Source organism: Rhodocaloribacter sp., from assembly GCF_056451265.1.
Window position 1 is genome coordinate 1 of record NZ_JBWOPL010000054.1, and the last position, 16,598, is coordinate 16,598.

13 protein-coding genes are annotated in these 16,598 nt (G+C 67.0%); 9 read left to right on the forward strand and 4 right to left on the reverse strand.

The genetic code is table 11. The features are described from left to right. The 4 genes from AC1HIY_RS10065 to AC1HIY_RS10080 all read right to left on the reverse strand — a co-directional run. Positions 1 to 2,752: Hsp70 family protein (locus AC1HIY_RS10065; RefSeq protein WP_479576602.1), on the reverse strand; the 2,752-nt coding region annotated here is incomplete at its 3' end. A gap of 58 nt (positions 2,753 to 2,810) precedes the next feature. Next, a complete protein-coding gene (locus tag AC1HIY_RS10070) occupies positions 2,811 to 4,652 on the reverse strand; it encodes an Hsp70 family protein (RefSeq protein ID WP_479576603.1) in 1,842 nt (613 codons plus the stop codon). A gap of 82 nt (positions 4,653 to 4,734) precedes the next feature. After that, the gene (locus AC1HIY_RS10075; protein ID WP_479576604.1) at positions 4,735 to 5,373 is read right to left on the reverse strand and encodes a DUF2760 domain-containing protein; all 639 of its coding nucleotides are present in this window, start codon (positions 5,371 to 5,373) and stop codon (positions 4,735 to 4,737) included. 669 nt (positions 5,374 to 6,042) lie between these two features. Then, positions 6,043 to 6,642 (reverse strand): hypothetical protein, encoded by a 600-nt coding sequence (locus AC1HIY_RS10080; protein WP_479576605.1) that lies wholly within the window; start codon positions 6,640 to 6,642, stop codon positions 6,043 to 6,045. A 464-nt stretch (positions 6,643 to 7,106) separates the two neighbouring features. Here AC1HIY_RS10080 and AC1HIY_RS10085 point away from each other — a divergent pair, with 464 nt between their 5' ends. From AC1HIY_RS10085 to AC1HIY_RS10125, 9 genes are all read left to right on the forward strand, one after another. Next, a complete protein-coding gene (locus AC1HIY_RS10085; protein WP_479576606.1) occupies positions 7,107 to 7,658 on the forward strand; it encodes a sigma-70 family RNA polymerase sigma factor in 552 nt (183 codons plus the stop codon). 3 nt (positions 7,659 to 7,661) lie between these two features. Then, positions 7,662 to 10,445, forward strand: a complete 2,784-nt coding sequence (locus AC1HIY_RS10090) for a serine/threonine-protein kinase (RefSeq protein WP_479576607.1) — start codon at positions 7,662 to 7,664, stop codon at positions 10,443 to 10,445. Positions 10,446 to 10,512: 67 nt separating this feature from the next. Further along, a complete protein-coding gene (locus AC1HIY_RS10095; protein WP_479576608.1) occupies positions 10,513 to 10,968 on the forward strand; it encodes a nuclear transport factor 2 family protein in 456 nt (151 codons plus the stop codon). An 81-nt stretch (positions 10,969 to 11,049) separates the two neighbouring features. Then, positions 11,050 to 11,574: a DinB family protein gene (locus AC1HIY_RS10100; RefSeq protein ID WP_479576609.1), complete on the forward strand. Its 525-nt coding sequence runs from the start codon at positions 11,050 to 11,052 to the stop codon at positions 11,572 to 11,574. Positions 11,575 to 11,608: 34 nt separating this feature from the next. Continuing rightward, positions 11,609 to 11,914: a hypothetical protein gene (locus AC1HIY_RS10105; RefSeq protein ID WP_479576610.1), complete on the forward strand. Its 306-nt coding sequence runs from the start codon at positions 11,609 to 11,611 to the stop codon at positions 11,912 to 11,914. A 224-nt stretch (positions 11,915 to 12,138) separates the two neighbouring features. Next, entirely contained in the window at positions 12,139 to 12,552 is a 414-nt protein-coding gene (locus AC1HIY_RS10110) for a DUF6567 family protein (protein WP_479576677.1), read from the forward strand. Between the two features lie 269 nt (positions 12,553 to 12,821). Continuing rightward, positions 12,822 to 13,217, forward strand: a complete 396-nt coding sequence (locus AC1HIY_RS10115; RefSeq protein WP_479576611.1) for a RidA family protein — start codon at positions 12,822 to 12,824, stop codon at positions 13,215 to 13,217. A 313-nt stretch (positions 13,218 to 13,530) separates the two neighbouring features. Beyond that, on the forward strand, positions 13,531 to 14,196 hold the full coding sequence (locus AC1HIY_RS10120; RefSeq protein WP_479576612.1) for a hypothetical protein: 666 nt from the start codon (positions 13,531 to 13,533) through the stop codon (positions 14,194 to 14,196). 219 nt (positions 14,197 to 14,415) lie between these two features. Further along, complete coding sequence (locus AC1HIY_RS10125; RefSeq protein WP_479576613.1) at positions 14,416 to 16,596, forward strand: molybdopterin dinucleotide binding domain-containing protein; 2,181 nt, start codon at positions 14,416 to 14,418, stop codon at positions 16,594 to 16,596. Positions 16,597 to 16,598 lie beyond the last annotated feature (2 nt).

Sequence of the window (16,598 nt, forward strand, 5' to 3'; positions counted from 1 at the left end):
GGTTGAGCAGGCGTTCGCGGAAGTGCGCGCCGCCGGGGACGCGGGTCAGCCACCGGGCGACGCGGTTGACGACGGACTCGGGCAGGTCGCGTGCGCGGTCGCCGGTGCGGCGGGCGAGCCGGACGAGCGCGTGCGCCACGTATTCCTTGCGTTCGAGCCGAACGTTGAAGATGGTCTTGAACCACGTCGTCACCTCCGCCGGGGGCACGACGCCGTCGAGCGGGCCGTAGATGGGTCGGCGCGCGCCGATGCGGCTGAGCGACCACCACGCCATCTTGTGCGGCGCGAGCCCTTTCTTGAAGTGCGCGGCGAGGAGCCACCGTCCGAGGTTGGCCTTGAGGTCGGCCGGGAGGCGTTCGAGGCTCGCCATGGCCATCCACATCTCCATCCACTCGCGGGGCTCCATGCGGCGGGGGATGAAGCGGTGGGCCTTGCCCGTGCGCACCTTCGGCTGGAGATACGGGCGCACCTCGTGATAGACCTGCTCCTGCCGGGTCGCCGTCAGTCCCCCGGCCACGCGTCGCCAGAAGACCCACCACTCGAAGCGGGACTGCGCCTTTTCGGCGAAGGTTGGTCCTTCGAGCCAGAGTGCCCACACGCGCCGCATGCGCAGGTCGTCCATGGGGTCGCCGAAGCCGGGGCGCAGGCAATAGCCGAGGAGGTTGAGCCACCGCGCCTCGTGCGCCGCGCTGCGGTCGCGCGGGGCGGCGAGGATGGTGTCGGCGAGCTTGCGCAGGAGCGGGAGCGGCCACTCGGCGCGCGGCAGCTCGAGCGCCGTTTCGAGGCGTCGGCGGAGCGGGGCCGGGTCGTCGCCCGTCTCGAAGACCTCGCGGATGACGGCCTCGGCGCGTTCGACGAGGGTTTCGTCGAGGGTGGCTTCGAGGGGCGCGCCGGTCTCCTCGGGCGCGGCTTCGCGGCGCACGTCGAACTGGAGCCGCCACCGGTGCTCCGTCTGCTCGGCGAGGCACCACAGTTCGAGCGTGCCGACCTCGGTGAGGCGCACGGCGAGCCGGACGGGCAACTCCGTGACGGCGCCTTTCTTGCCGTACCGGAGCACCGTGCGGATGGGCGGGAGTACGGTCACCTCTTCGGGCGAGAGCCGCACGACCTCGCCGAGCCGGTCGCCGAGGCGGGTGCTGGAGGTGATGAGCTGAAAAGCGACGGGCTGGTTCGTGCGGGCGAGGAAGCCGGGGGCGTCGAGGTGGGCCTCCGCGCCTTCTTCCATGCCGCGCGGGGCCAGGCATACGGCGGTGTAGGCGTCGTCGTCGGTCCGTTCGTCCGACGTGACGACGACGTAATAGGCGCGCGGGCTGCCGCTCCCGACGCGCACGCCTTCGCCCAGTCGCACCTTGCCGTAATACGCCGCGCCGGCGGCCACGGCGAGGTCGGGGCGCGGGTTGGCGAGCTCCTCGGGTGTCCATCCCTCGCCCGCCGCCTCGCGAAACCACCCGCCGATGATGCGCCGGAGCCGCTCGCGGAGCGGCGCGGGGGCAAGCGCGCCGCCGTTGAAAAGGACGAAGTCGGGATAGACGTCGTCGCGGCCGGTCTCCTCTTTGAGATAGTCCGCAAAGCGATGCCAGAACGCGGTGAGGTGGCGGGTGACGGCGGGGTCGTGCTCGTAGGGCAGGCCCAGTTCGGTGAGCCCGCCGCGGCGGCTCGTCTCCGGAGCGGCGTCGGGCGGCACGTCGGGGAAGAAGCCTTCGAGGAGGAGCCGGTGCACGTCGTCGCGGGTGAGCGTGCCCTTGAGCGTGCCGGCGATGAGCTTGCCCGCCTCTCCCATGAGGGTGACGTCCACGGCATCGTGCGCCTCGGGCGCGCCGAGGAGCTTTTCCTTCGCTTTCCGGCACTCGTGGACGAGCTGATGCCAGCGCCGGGCCTCGAGCTTGCCGGGTCGCCCCATCAGTTGGGTTTCGAGGTGGCGCGCCAGCGCGTGATCCATGTTGTCGCCGCCGAGGAGCAGGTGATCGCCGACGGCGAGGCGGTCGAACCGGAGGCCGCGCGCCCCCGCTTTGACGCCGATGATCGAGAAGTCGGTCGTCCCGCCGCCGACGTCGCAGACGAGGATGAGCCGGCCGTCGGCCATGTCGTCTTGCCAGTGGGCTTCATGCGCCGAGAGCCAGGCGTAGAAGGCCGCGAGGGGTTCTTCGAGCAGGACGACGCGGGGCAACCCTGCCTGTCGGGCGGCTTCGAGGGTCAGTTCGCGGGCCACCTCGTCGAAGGAGGCGGGGACGGTGAGCACGACGAGCTGTTCTTCGAAGCGGAAGCCGTCGCGGCCTTCGGCGACGGCGAAGTTCCACGCCTCGCGGAGATGCAGGAGATACCGGCGGCCGGCCTCGACGGGCGAGACCTTCGGGACGCCTCCGGGCGCGCCCCAGGGCAGGATGGCGGCGGTGCGGTCCACGGCGGCATGGCTCAGCCACGACTTCGCCGAGGCCACGAGCCGCCCCGGCACGCGCGCGCCCTGCTCCCGCGCGAAGACGCCCACGGCGTACGCCCGCTCCGGGTCCCACGGCAAGGCGGTGCTGCCGGGCGGAAGGTCGTATGCCCCCGGCAGGTAGAGGAACGAGGGCAACACCGGGTGCGGCGCGATCTCTCCCGGCGCGACGAGCTGCGGCGGCTCGAAGAAGCGGATCCGCCGTTTCGCCCCGCGTTCGCCGAGGTCGACGTAGGCCACCGCCGAGTTGGTGGTGCCCAGGTCCACCCCGATGACGTATCGGAAAGGCGTGTCTTCGGCTTCGAGAGGGTGTTCCACGTCGTTCACGTTGCGGGTTTCGGCTGAGAGGCGCCGGGTCGCTTTCCGCCGGGCCGGGTCACGATCCGTGCGGTTCCGCCGCGTCCGCCTCGCGGGCTTCCCGGAGGTTGAATTCGAGCTTCCACCGCCGGTCGCCGTCGCGGGCGACGCACCAGAGCTCGAGGGTGCCGATCTCGGTGACGCGGCTCAGGAGCCATACCGGGATGATCGTCCCGCCCGCCTGATCGTCGGTGGCGGGCAGCACGGCCTCCATCGTCACGACCTCGTGAATCTCTCCGCCCCAGTCCTCGACGATCTCGCCTACGTGGTCGCTCTTCCGGGTGTTCGAGGCCAGGAGGGAGAAGACGGCGTCCTCGCCGACGACGAGGCCGAACTCTTTGCTTCGGATCTCGGCTTCGGAGCCTTCCTCCATGCCGAAAGGCGCCACGCACAGCGCCTTGACGGGCGTCGGGATGCCGGGCACGGCGGGCATTGCGCTCTCGACGCCGATGTAGTACGTCTGTGCCGTGCCCGCGCGGATGCGGATGCCGCGGCCCTTGCGGGCCAGCCCGTAATACGTCGCGCCGAGGGCCACGGCCTGATCGAGGTCGGCCGAGGGGAGGGCGCGGAGCGCATCGTTGCCGCTCCACCGGCGGAGCGCCGCGAGCACCTGTTCCTGAAGGATGCCCGCCTTCATCACGCCGCCGTTGAAGAGGACGGCGCTCGGGAAGGCCGTGCCCGCCTCGCCCTCGGCGGCCACCTGCCGGTTCAGGAAATAGGCGAGATGCCGCGTGATGGCGGGGTCGGACTCATACGGCAGCCCCATCTCGCGCATGCCCATGCGCGGCTTCCGCTGCGGAAACTCGTGCGCCTCGGTCTGCGGGAAGAAGCCGTTGACGAGGATCGTCTCGATCTCCTTCCGGGTCAGCTCGGTGCGAAGGGCGCCGCCGATGAGCGAGGAGCCGCGTCCGAGGACGACCACCGGCTCGGCGTCGAGGTCGGGGTTGCTCAGGAGGCGCTCCTTCGCCTTCCGGCAACTGTGCACGAGGCCGCGGAACTGCCAGGCGTCGAGGTTCGTGCCGCTTTGTGCGAGCCGGGCCCGGACGGCATAGGCAAGCGTCAGGTCCATGTTGTCGCCGCCGAGGAGGATGTGGTCGCCGACGGCGGCGCGACGCAGGTCGAGGTTGCCGTCCTCCTCCACGACCTCGATGAGGCTGAAGTCGGTCGTTCCTCCGCCGACGTCGCAGACGAGGATGGATTCGCCGACGGAGATGGTCTCGCGCCACGCGTCGCCCTGCGCCTCGATCCAGGCGTAGAAGGCGGCCTGCGGCTCTTCGAGGAGCGTCAGGTTCGTCAGCCCGGCGTGTTGGGCAGCCTGCACCGTGAGCTCCCGCGCCACGGCGTCGAACGAGGCGGGGACGGTGAGGTAGAGCTCCTGACGTTCGAGGCGCGCCTCGGGGTCGTCCGCCGCCATGAAATGGTTCCAGGCTTTGCGGAGGTGTTCGAGGTAGCGCGTGGCGGCCTCCACCGGCGAGATGCGGCGGGCGTCCGGCGGGGCGTCCCACGGCAGGATGGGCGCGGTGCGGTCCACCCCCGTATGACACAGCCACGACTTCGCCGAGGCGACGAGCCGGTTCGGGATCTCCGCGCCGCGCTCACGGGCGTAGACGCCCACGGCATAGTCCACGTCGGGGTCCCACGGCAGCGCCAGAGCGCCCTCGGGCACGTCGTGCGGGCCGGGCAAAAACAGGAACGACGGCAAAAGCGGCAGCGCCTTCACTTCGCCCGGACTCACCACCTGCGGGATCTCGAAGAGGTGGATCTCCGGCGTTTCGAGCGGGTCGGCGTCGGCCCTCGTGAAGGCCACGACGCAATGCGTGGTCCCGAGGTCGATGCCGACGATGTATTTCGATGTGCTCAAGGTCTTCTCGGATGGGTTGCACAGGCGAGCGCCGGGTCTCTCGTCCGGAGGATTCCTTCCCTGAAGTCCCGGTCGCTCTTCGTCACGCGACTTCCACCTCGGCGGGCGCGAGGACGCGATCCTTCGCCTGCATGAGCTTCGGCAGGTCGATCCGGGTCACGCGCCACCCCCGATGGCGGAGCGCGCCCTTGAACGGCGGGTCCCCGGCGATGTTGCCCGAGAGCCGGACGGCGCGGGCGTCGAAGTCGGGGGCGACGGTGACGACGCTGCCTTCCGGCACGTCGTAGATCGGCTCCAGCGTGACGTGTGTTTCGAGCGCGCGCTTGCAGCCCTCGTGGATGCTCCGCACCGCCGCGCCGATCTGCGCGTCATCGTACCGGCTGAGGTCCTCCTGCAAAAAGTCGATCAGGCGTCCCTCGCGCTGAAGGATGGACAACAGCTGGAGCGCCGAGGCCTCGGAGGGCTGTTCCGGCAGCGCCTTCGGCGCCGGTTTCGACGCCGGCTTCGGAAGCTCCGACGGCGCGCCCGCGCCGAGCTTCCGGACGAGCTGTTGGACCGCGCCCCACAGCGCCAGCGTGACCACCGCGCCGACGCCGAGGACGAGCAGGCCCTTGCCCGCCAACGCCTCCCCGGCAACGAGATAGATCGCCGCAATCAGAACGGCGTTCAGCACCAGAATCACGAGCAGACTCTGAAGGGCAAAACTGGACTTCTTTTCCATGAGAAACACCTTTATGACGATGGCCCCCAAAAAACCTCTGGCGTGCCCGTCTGCGGACGAGCCTGAGACCCGGCGCTGTCGTATTGCGTGTGGTTGCCGTTTTTACGAGACGCGCACGACGAACGACGGAAGCGCGCCTCCGGGGGGATCAGACCAGAGCGTCTTCGGGGCTCTTTGTTGGACAAGGGTTCGAGAGGCGCAAAATTACAGGAGAAAAAGGACTTAGCACAAGCGCCTCCCGTTAAGGCATGATGAGGAATCGTTCAAAGACGATCTCGCCGCGTGGTTCCCGGCGCTCCCGGTGCGTTGGGGGCTCGCCGTGAGAGGAGCGTCATCGTCGAAGATGCCTTCGTTTCCCACGAGACCTCCCCCGTGCGGAGTCGAAAGGCCGTCGCCTCACACGCGGCGCGCCGACCGGAATCAAGCGCCGGTTTCGGATCGACTCGCGGCGTTTCCGGCATCGCGAAGAGACGTGATTCGGTTCCCGAAGAAGTCGACGCGGCCGGCCTTCCGTGGTTTGACCGGAGCCGCGCGACGGGGAGCGGTCCGGTAAAAGAATGGGCCCCCGGCGACAACCGGAGGCCCACGTATGCCGGGCAGACGGGAAACGCTTGCCGGGTTCGCCCGTCTGCCCGGGTTCACGCGTCGGCAGGGCTCACGCGGATGAGGTCACGTGGTCACGGTGCGCCCTGCCGCTGTATACTGAAGGACGATCTGGCACTCTTTGCTGGCGCCGATGGTGATGGAACGCACGGTCGAACCCTGTTCGAAAGGTACGGTCTTCGAGCCGTGGCGGCGACTCATCCGGCTGTCGCGCACCGGGCCGTCCCACTCCGTCCCGTACAGGGTTACGCTGAGCGTCGGAGCTTCCCCCGTTTTGCGCCAGGTATAGGTCTCGTCGTCGAAGTCGATGAATTGACCGGCCACGCGTCCGGTTACGACGCCCAGTCTCGAATCGAAACCCTGGCTTTCCAGCGATTCCACTTCTCCTTCGCCGGTGAACTCGTATCGGTACTGAAACTCACCCTGAGTGGCCTGGCCGAGCACCTTGTCGCAGGATCCGTTGACCTCGATGTAGTGGGTGGTCACTTCCAGAAGGAAGGTCGTTTCCCGGGGTGTCGGGTCCGGGGTTTCGTTGTCATCCCCGTCGACGCCGGTCACGTTGTCTACGCAAGCGGTCAGGCTCAGGGAAAGAACAAAAAGGAGCAGCGCAGAGGCGCGTCGCAGTATCGTTCGGGGGAAGAGGGACGTTTTTTGTTGCCGTTTCATGATCATTCCTCAATTGAATGGTTGTTCGTTGGAGGTTGGAAGACAGCGCTCACCGCCTTGATTCTCTCCTCCTAACACAGCATCCGGTCGCCAAAGTGATAAGGGGGGCGCAAATTTTTTTTCCGGGCTTGCGCGTCTTCCGTTTCGTGTCGCGCGAGGAATTTGAAGAAGCGGGAGAAAAACTCGCGGGACGTGATCGCTCTCGCGTGGTTTTGCTGTTTCTATGCAGGAACGGTGTATGGAAACGGTTCGTCCGGGCCGTCGCCGCTTCGGAAGGCCCGACGTTCGCGCGCGCTTTTCGGGGAGGGCCGGTGGGCGTTCGGAGTCCTGGTTTTCGCTTGTAAAACTTTGCTTTGCCGGGAGGAATCCTTTAATTCCTGCGTTGCTCCCTGTGCAAGAGCGCGGGGGGTTGAGGGACGCCTTTCACCGTATCGATACCCATCATGTCGGGTTCAAAGGATCAAGTGACCGCATTGCTTGTCGCGATGGGCGGGGGCCGGCCGGAAGCGGCGGGCGCGCTGATGCCGCTGGTCTACGAGGAGCTGCGGGGGTTGGCCCGGCGGCAGCTTCGCGGCGGGCGGGCGGGCGCGACGCTGAACACGACCGCGCTGGTTCACGAGGCATACCTCAAGCTGGTCAATCAGCAGGAGGCGACGTGGAAGGATCGGGCGCATTTTCTTGCGGTGGCCGCCCTGGCGATGCGCCAGATCGTCATCAACTATGTGCATCGGCAACGCGCCCAGAAGCGCGGCGGCGGGATGGTTCCGGCTACGTTCGATGAGGCGCTGATGGGCGGGGGAGGTACCCGGGCCGAGGCGTTGCTCGCGCTCGACGAAGCGCTGGAACGGCTCGAGGTCATCAGCCCGCGGCAGAGCCGGGTGGTCACGTACCGCTTCTTCGGGGGGTTGACGCACGAAGAGATTGCCGGGGCGCTGGAGGTCTCGACGCCCACCGTTCGACGGGACTGGCGCATCGCCAAGGCCTGGTTGCTTAGAGAACTATCAGAAGACGGTTGAACGATGTCCATGACGCCGGAGCGCTGGGAGCAGGTACAGGCCCTTTTTGAAGCCACGCTGGCGCGCGCCGTCGTCGAGCGCGATGCCTACCTGCGTGAGGCCTGCGGGGGCGACGCCGACCTCTTGCAGGAGGTCGCCTCCCTGCTGGAGGCCGACGGGCAGTCCGGGTCGTTTCTGGAGGGCCATGCGCTGGAGGGGATCGACGTGTCGGCATGGGCCGACGATCGCTTGCCGGAGGGGACCCGGGTCGGGCCTTATCGGCTGCTGCGGCTGGTCGGCGAAGGGGGGATGGGGCTCGTCTATCTGGCCGAGCGGGCCGACGGGGTGTTCGATCAGCGGGTGGCGCTCAAGCTCATCAAACGTGGCATGGACACCGCGCTGATCGTGCGCCGCTTCGAAGCCGAACGCCGGATTCTGGCCCGACTCCAGCACCCGCACATCGCCCGCCTGCTCGATGGCGGCGTGACGGACGAGGGACGCCCCTACTTCGTGATGGAATACGTCGACGGACAGCCCATCGACCGGTACTGCGACGCCCACCACCTGTCGATCGATGCGCGGCTGGATCTCTTCGTGACGGTCTGCAAGGCGGTGCTCTACGCGCACGCCAACCTGGTCGTCCACCGCGACCTGAAGCCGGAAAACATCCTGGTGACGGCGGAGGGTACGGTGAAACTCCTCGACTTCGGCATCGCCCGGCTGCTGGAGGAGCGCGAAGACGGAACCCGTCTGACGCAGGCCGGCATGCGGGTGCTCACGCCGGGCTATGCCTCGCCGGAGCAGCTGCGCGGGGAAGTGGTCGGGACCTCGTCGGACATCTACTCGCTGGGGGTGGTGCTCTATGAGCTGCTGGCCGGTCAACGCCCGTACGGGGACCCCGCACCGGCATCGACGACCGTCACGACGGAGCCCGAGCGGCCCTCGAGTGCGGTGGATCGCGCCCTGCGAGAGCCCGACACCGCCGAGACGATCAGCCGGGCGCGGGGCACGGAGCCGGGGAAGCTCCGCCGAAAGCTCTCGGGCGACCTCGACGTGATCTGCCTCAAGGCCTTGCGCCCCGAACCCGAGCGCCGCTACGGGTCGGTGGAGATGTTCTCCGAAGACATCCGGCGGCATCGGACGGGACTGCCGGTCCGGGCACAGCCCGACAGCCTCGGCTACCGGGTGCGAAAGTTCGTCCGGCGACATCGCACCGGCGTGGCGACGACCGCCGTCCTCACGCTGTTGGTCTCGGCCCTCATCGGGTTCTATACGCTGCGCCTGACGCAGGCGCGAGACCGCGAGCATGCGGCGGCGGTGAAGGCGCAGGAGATCGCCGAGTTTCTACAGAGCCTCTTCGAGGTGTCGAACCCTTCGGAAAATCTCGGGGAGACGCTGACGGCGCGCGCATTGCTGGACCGGGGCGCCGAGCGGCTTGAAGCCGAACTGGGGGATCAACCGGAAGTCCTGGCTGAGATGTTGGGCGTGATCGGAGACGTTTATTCGGGGCTCGGGATGTATGAAGCCTCCCTGTCGATGTGGCAGAAAGCGCTCGACCAGCGTGTGCAACGCTACGGCGAGGAGCACGAATCGGTGGCGAAGGGTCTGCACATGATGGGCGAAGCCATGAGGCTGCTCGGCAACGTTCAGGCGGCCGATTCCCTGTATCGTCGATCGCTGGAAGTCATGCATCGGCTCCCGAAACCTGCGCGCGACGAAGAAGCCGTTCTTTTGACCGACATGGGCCTGTCCGCCTATAGCCGGGGCGATTATGCCGCGGCCGAGTCGCTCCACGCGGCGTCGTTGGCCATTCAGCGGGCCTTGCCCGAAGCCAACCGGGAGGACCTGGCGGCAAGCCTCAACAACCTGGCGTTGGTCTTCACCAGCCTCGGCAAGTACGAAGAAGCCGACTCGCTCTATCAGGAGGTGCTGGACATCTTGTCCCAGATGTACGGTGCGGTGCATCCTCACCTTGCCACGACCCTGAGAAACCGGGCCATCCTGCAGCGGCGGTCCGGAAATCCTGCAAAGGCGGAAGCTTTATTCCGCGAATCCCTGGCGATGCGGCGAACGCTGTACGAAGCCGATCACCCGCTGATCGCTTCCGGTCTGACCTCTCTCGCGAATGTCCTCATCACCAAAGGAGCCTATGATGAAGCCGAGTCATTGTTGATGGAAGCCCTGGCGATTCAGCGGGAGACCCTTGGCGACGAGCATCCCCGGACGGTTACCGTGATCGATGGCCTGGCCCGGCTTTATTCGAAAACGGGCAATTACGAAGCGGCCGACTCGCTCCGCCGCAAGGCTCTCGCCTTCAACCGGAAGCGCTTTGGACCTACGCATCCCCGGATTGCCGGAGATCTCGGCGCTCTTTCAACGTTGCTTTCCAGGCAGGGCGCGTATGCGGAAGCCCTGGCGTCACGGCGGGAAGCCCTGGCAATGTGGCGCGCCGTTTACGGAAAAGAACACCCCAATATCGCGCGCGACATGCACCTTACAGGCGAACTCCTCACGTACCTCGGGCAGTATGGCGAGGCCGAGCAAAAGCTGCGCGAAGCCCTGGAGATGCGCATCAAGCTCCAGGGGGAAGACCACATAGACGTAGCCCGGAGCCGCAACCGACTCGCCGAGGTGCTCATCAAAACCGGGCAGTTTGCGGAGGCCGAAACGCTGCTGTTGGCTTCCCGCTCGCGCTTCGAGTCAGCCGGTTCACCGGCCGAGGCGAAGCGGGCCGGGGAAGACCTCCGAACCCTCTACCAGGCGTGGGGCAAGCCGGAGCGCGCGGCGCCTGCATCGGGCGGCCCCTGATCCGCCTCACGCCGGGGCTCCTTCGGCGAAACGTTCGAACACAAACCATGCTGGAGCGCACGCGACCATGAATAGAAGAATGTGGGCGGCCGTGACGGGTATGCTGTTTCTCCTCCCGGCTTGCCGGGGCGATTCCGCCGCAGACAACGCCGCCGAAGCGCAACGCGTACTGGCGGCGGAAGACGCGTACGTTCAGGCCGAGATCCACAGCGACGAGGCGGCGATCCGCCGCATCGTGGACGACCGCTTCGTGTTCAACGCCAGTGACGGGACGACGTCCGGGAAGGAGGACCTGATCGAAATGGTCGTCGGCTGGAACATGACGGGGCAGACGATCTCGGAGCGGAGCATCGTGGTGGCGGGGGCGACGGCCGTGATCTTTGGGACGACGGAACTGCGTTTTGCCTCCAAAGGCGGGGGCGAGAAGGTGTCGCGCCTGCGATACACCGCCACCTATACGAAGGAACACGACGCCTGGCGTTTCCTCGCGTTGCAGATGGCCCCGCGCGCGCCTTCCCCGTGACGGGTCATATCGACGGGGTTGCCGCGCGCAACGAACGCGCGCATCGGCCCGCTATTTTTCCGCTAACCGACAGGATATCCCATGACGGAAAGACCTCATCCCGGCGAGATCGGAGCGTACTATCTGACCTACATCGACCAGGTCCCGGAAGGCGACGTTCTCGAGGTGCTCGAAGCCCGGGGACGGGAGACGCTCGCGCTCTTTCGCGGCCTCTCCACCTCCGAGTCGCTGTATCGTTATGCGCCGGGCAAATGGAGCATTCGGGACGTCGCCAACCACATCACCGATTGTGAACGCCTGCTCGTGAGCCGCGCGTTCTGGTTTGCCCGTGGGCACGAGGAACCCCTGCCGGGTTTCGATCAGGACGTCGCGGCAGAGGCGGCTCGCGCCGATGACCGTCCGTGGGAGAGCCACGTGGAGGAGTTCGAGGCCGTTCGGGCTTCCACCCTGTCGTTCTTTCGGTCGCTGTCGGCGGAAGCCTGGGAGCGACGCGGCATCGCGAGCGGCCATCCCTTCTCGGTGCGGGCGCTGGCATACGTGACGGCGGGCCACGCCATTCATCACACGAAGATTCTGCGCGAACGCTATCTGCCCCACCTCGGATGACGCCGCGCCCACGAAGGCCCACGGGTTGAATCTCATGAAAAGGCCGTTCTCTTTCCAGGCGCGATCATTCTGGGCTTTCGGGCTCGTTTCCGGCGCACTGGCCGCGTTCTTCGTCACGTTGTTCATGACGCTCCGGGAATGGATCGAAAATCCCGGCGGCATTTTTCGGGGCGCGGAGGGGACAAACTGGACGTTTGTATACGATACGGCGATGAGTTGGCTGGTCCCGACCTTCGTGCAAGTTGCCGTTGCCGCCTCGGCGATGTGTCTCGTCTATACGGGGCTCCGCTCGATGCTTCGAAGGCGCAGGGAGCGACGCTCGGGCGGCGCAAAAGCCTGAAGGGACGCCGCGTCGCCGGCGCGGGGTGCGCACCACCGAATCTTTTTTTTCGGCGCCTCGAATGAAGCTCATGAGGATGCTTTTCCCTCAATGAAGCGGGCTCCGCTGTATTGAAGCTGAGGCTAAGACGTGTACGGTAGAAAAAGCGTGGGCGTCGTGGCTGTGGAGGGCATGATCGACCGGTCGAGAGTTCATGAATCATGGAGGAAACGGACGTGAAAAAGATGATTTGCCTGGGGGGAATCGCCCTCGTTCTGACGGCGTTGACGGGATGCGCGAGCACGGGCGTATTCAACGCCGCCAACCTGACCAACGTGGAGCTCTCGAAGGATAATTATCGGGTCGTCGCCACGAACGTGCATGGGGAAGCATCGGCGGAATATCTGTTCGGCTTCAGTGTGGCTCAGCGCGGGGAGATGCAAACCCTGGCGCTGATTCCCCTCGGCGGAGACCGCCTGTTGTATCAGTCCGCGCTGGAAAACCTGTGGCAGAACTTCGCCGAGGCACATGGCGACGTCGAGGGGCGGAGTCTGGCGCTGGTCAACGTGCGCTTCGACTCCGACGCGCAAAACGTGCTTTTCTTCTACACGAAGCCCACCATTTCCGTACGGGCCGACGTCGTCGAGTTCGTCAAATAAGGACGGTTCGGCGGGCGCATGAACCGCGTCGTCGCCGGCGGCCCGCATCGGATGGGAGCGTTGCTCCGGGGCGCTTCGGAATCCGGGCGCTCGTCCCGCCCGTGTGGCTCGCCGGCCCGCGTGATGAGCCGATTGCGCGAAAGTGTCGTTTAGGAAGGTAGAGGCCCCGGCGAATCCTCCCACGAGGTCCATCGCCGCGCCTTCTCCCCCTCTCCTCTCACTCATGCGCGCCCCCGGCGGGTTGCGAACGGAAACCACGGAGAAAAACGATGAGCGTCACCAGAGAAGTCGCCCGCTTCGGACCGTTCAAGGATTTCATCGCCAACGGGGTCAGGGTCGGCGATGCGCTCTATCTCTCGGGACAGGTGAGCCTCGACGACGAGGGCGCCCTCGTGGGCGCCGGCGATCTTGCCGCGCAGGTGCGGCAGGCGTACGTCAACGTCGCAGAGGTGCTGTCCCGCTTCGGCGCGACGATGGACCACATCGTCGATGAGATGTGGCTCGTGACGGATAGGCAGACCACGATGACGAACCTCGAGACCTTGTTCGGAATCCGCGCCGAGGCGTACGGAAAAACCCCCGAAGTCTCGCAGACGCTGGTGCAGGTCGCCGGGCTGGTGATGCCCGAACTGCTCATCGAGATCAAGTGCATCGCGCACCTGTGACGCGGAACGCCCGCCCGCATCCTGCGGGCAAACCGGAATACAGCCTGCGTGTCCGGCTGTCACGACGGCGGTCCCTTTCCCCGGGGCCGCGCTCTTAAGAAACGGTCCGGGACGTCTGCTTGCAGCCCGGCATGAGACGAATCCGCCTGGCGAGGGCAAGGGATCGGACCGCTTCTAACCTTTCCACCCGTGAGGTAACCCTATGAAACATCCCCTAACTCTCCTGCTTGCCGTGTTGATCGGCATGGCTATGGCGATGCCCGCTCAGGCGCGCCAGAACGACATGGCTCAGCAATGGGAAATGTAGCCCAGGATGGGCCACACCGAAGCGCTTCAGACGGCGCTCGCGGCTCATGTCCGGTGGCGTCAGGAGCACGACGACCCCTGGACCTGGAGCGTTTTCGAGGTGATTACCGGGCCGACAGTCGGAACGCTCATCGCTCGCTCCGGACAACACACCTGGGCCGACTTCGACACGTATCGGACGTGGGAGCACGGAGCGGCGGCCGACCGGCACTACGAGACGACGGTGGCGCCTCACCTTGCCGCCGTGCGGTCGGCCATCACGATGGGGGACGAGGAGAATGTATACTGGCCCGAGGATCCCGCCGAGGCCCGGGTCATCAACGTAATCGGCTTTGACATCCGCCCCGGCATGATGGAGCAGTTCGTCAAGGGCGTCGGCGCCTATCACAAGGCCATCGTCGAAAACGACTTCCCCGCCTATCATTACGTGGACTATAATGTGAGCGGTGATACGCACGATGCGTTCCTCGTCATCCCCGGCGGATCCATGGCCGACTTCGCCCGTCCGGAGAAGACGGTGGAGCAGTTGATGGTGGAGGTGCATGGCGAGAAGGCGTTCAAAGCGCTGCAGAAGAGTTTCGATGCCGCCGTCGAGAACGTGGAGAGCATCATGCTCGTCCATCGTCCCGACCTCTCGATCGTCGGGGCGGGCGCCATGGCGACCGGCAATTAGCGCGTGGTCCTCCGCTTCGACCTTCTTTCTCGAAACCAGCCGAATCTTCGGCCCCGGCCCGGGCGAGCCTCACGCTCCCCGGGTCGTTTTCGTCGGCGCTGCCCGGGAAGGATTTGATGCGCTTTTTTTGTACCATGACATCCGCCGTTCTCCGGCTCGCTCGTCCCCGGCGGGTCCGGATCGGAACACCGCGGACGTATCATTACAGGGAGGACGAGCATGAGCGTCGCTCTGAAAAACGGGACGCATTTTCGCACGTGCAATCTGTGCGAGGCCATGTGCGGCATCGCCGTCGAGATGGAGGGGGGGCGCATCCGCCGCATCGCGGGGGACAAAGCGGACCCGTTCAGCCGGGGGCACGTCTGTCCGAAGGCGGTTGCGCTCCGGGACGTGCACGAGGATCCCGACCGGCTGCGCCGGCCGCACCGTCGCACCTCCCGGGGCTGGGAGGCGGTCTCGTGGGAAGCAGCCCTCGACGAGGCCGCCGTGCGGCTCCGGGAGGTGCAGGCGGCGCACGGCCGTGACGCCGTCGGCGTGTATCTGGGCAACCCCACGGTGCATCATCTCGGCGCGATGCTCTTCGCCCCGCCCTTCGTCCGTTCGCTGCGCACGCGCAACCGTTTCTCCGCGACCTCCGTCGATCAGCTGCCTCACCATTACGCCGCCCACTTCATGTTCGGGCACCCGCTTTTGTTGCCCGTGCCCGACGTCGACCGGACCGCCTTCTTCCTCATCTTCGGCGCCAACCCCGTCGTCTCGAACGGCAGTCTGATGACGGCGCCCGGCATGCGGCGGCGGCTTCGCGGCATCCGGGCGCGCGGGGGGAAGGTGGTGGTGGTGGACCCGCGCCGGAGCGAGACCGCCGCGCTGGCCGACGCGCACCACTTCATCCGCCCCGGCACGGACGCGCTCCTTCTTCTGGCGATGCTCCACACCTTCTTCGCCGAGGGCCTCGTGCGTCCCGGGCGGCTTGCCGGGTTCACCGACGGCATGGCGCGCATCGAGGCGCTCGCGGCGTCGTTCCCCCCGGAGCGCGTCGCGGAGCGGACGGGCATCGACGCCGCCGCCGTGCGGGAGCTGGCGCGGGCGTTCGCCTCGGCCGAGCGCGCCGTGTGCTACGGCCGCATCGGCGTCTCCACACAGGCTTTCGGCGCGGTGTGCCAGTGGCTCATCAACGTGGTCAACGTCGTCACGGGCAACCTCGACCGACCGGGCGGCGCGATGTTCACCACGCCTGCGGTGGACGTGGTGCGGCAGGCGAAGGGGCGGCGTCCGGGCCGGTGGAAGAGCCGCGTGCGGGGGCTGCCGGAGTTCGGCGGCGAGCTTCCGGCGGCGACGCTCGCCGAGGAGATCCTCACCGGGGGCGAAGGGCAGATCCGGGCGCTCGTCACTTTTGCCGGCAACCCGGTGCTCTCCACGCCCAACGGCGCCGGGCTCGAACGCGCGCTGCCGAAGCTCGACTTCATGCTGTCCATCGACCCTTATCTCAACGAGACCACCCGCCACGCCCACCTCATCCTCCCGCCCGCCGGCACGCTCGAGTCGGCGCACTACGACCTCGTCTTTCACCTCCTCGCCGTGCGAAACACCGCGAAGTATTCGCCCGCGCTCTTCGAGCCGGAGCCGGGCGCGAAGCTCGACTGGGAGATCCTTCGAGAGCTTCGGAAGCGGATGGAGGCGGGCCGGCGTCCGAAAGACGCGGGCGCGTGGTTCCGCCGCAAGGTGTTCGATTGGATGACGCCGGAGCGTATGCTCGACCTCGGGCTTCGGCGCGGGCCGTACGGCGTGTGGGGCGGGCGCAAGCTGTCGAGAGACGGGCTGAGCCTGAAACGGCTGAAGCGCCGGCCGCACGGCATCGACCTCGGGCCGCTCGTGCCGCGCCTGCCGGAGCGTCTCCATACCTCCGATCGCCGCATCCATCTCGCGCCGGAGGCGCTCGCGGCCGACGTGAAGCGCGTCGAGGACGAACTGCTGGCGACGGAGGCGGACGCCGGGTTCGACCTCATGCTGATCGGCCGGCGGCAGCTCCGGAGCAACAACTCGTGGATGCACAACACCGAGCGGCTGGTGAAGGGAAAAGAGCGCTGTACGCTGCTCCTCCACCCGCGCGATGCGGAGGCGCGCGGCATCCGGTCGGGGCAGCCGGTGGAGGTGCGCTCGCGCGTGGGCGCGGTGGTCCTCCCCGCCGAGGTGAGCGACGAGATGATGCCGGGCGTGGTGAGCCTCCCCCACGGGTGGGGGCACCACCGGCCGGGCGCGCGCCTGCGCGTGGCCGAACGACATCCCGGCGTGAGCCTCAACGACCTGACCGACGAGCGCCTCGTCGATCCCCTGTGCGGCAACGCCGCCTTCAGCAACGCGCGCGTCGCCGTGCGCCTGCACGAACCCGAGCCCGCGTGACC

Bases quoted from the DNA above. Each gene is read 5' to 3' on its own strand.
- AC1HIY_RS10075 (WP_479576604.1), bottom strand. From the start codon at position 5,373: ATGGAAAAGAAGTCCAGTTTTGCCCTTCAGAGTCTGCTCGTGATTCTG.
- AC1HIY_RS10080 (WP_479576605.1), bottom strand. From the start codon at position 6,642: ATGAAACGGCAACAAAAAACGTCCCTCTTCCCCCGAACGATACTGCGA.
- AC1HIY_RS10090 (WP_479576607.1), top strand. From the start codon at position 7,662: ATGTCCATGACGCCGGAGCGCTGGGAGCAGGTACAGGCCCTTTTTGAA.
- AC1HIY_RS10095 (WP_479576608.1), top strand. From the start codon at position 10,513: ATGAATAGAAGAATGTGGGCGGCCGTGACGGGTATGCTGTTTCTCCTC.
- AC1HIY_RS10100 (WP_479576609.1), top strand. From the start codon at position 11,050: ATGACGGAAAGACCTCATCCCGGCGAGATCGGAGCGTACTATCTGACC.
- AC1HIY_RS10105 (WP_479576610.1), top strand. From the start codon at position 11,609: ATGAAAAGGCCGTTCTCTTTCCAGGCGCGATCATTCTGGGCTTTCGGG.
- AC1HIY_RS10110 (WP_479576677.1), top strand. From the start codon at position 12,139: ATGATTTGCCTGGGGGGAATCGCCCTCGTTCTGACGGCGTTGACGGGA.
- AC1HIY_RS10115 (WP_479576611.1), top strand. From the start codon at position 12,822: ATGAGCGTCACCAGAGAAGTCGCCCGCTTCGGACCGTTCAAGGATTTC.
- AC1HIY_RS10120 (WP_479576612.1), top strand. From the start codon at position 13,531: ATGGGCCACACCGAAGCGCTTCAGACGGCGCTCGCGGCTCATGTCCGG.
- AC1HIY_RS10125 (WP_479576613.1), top strand. From the start codon at position 14,416: ATGAGCGTCGCTCTGAAAAACGGGACGCATTTTCGCACGTGCAATCTG.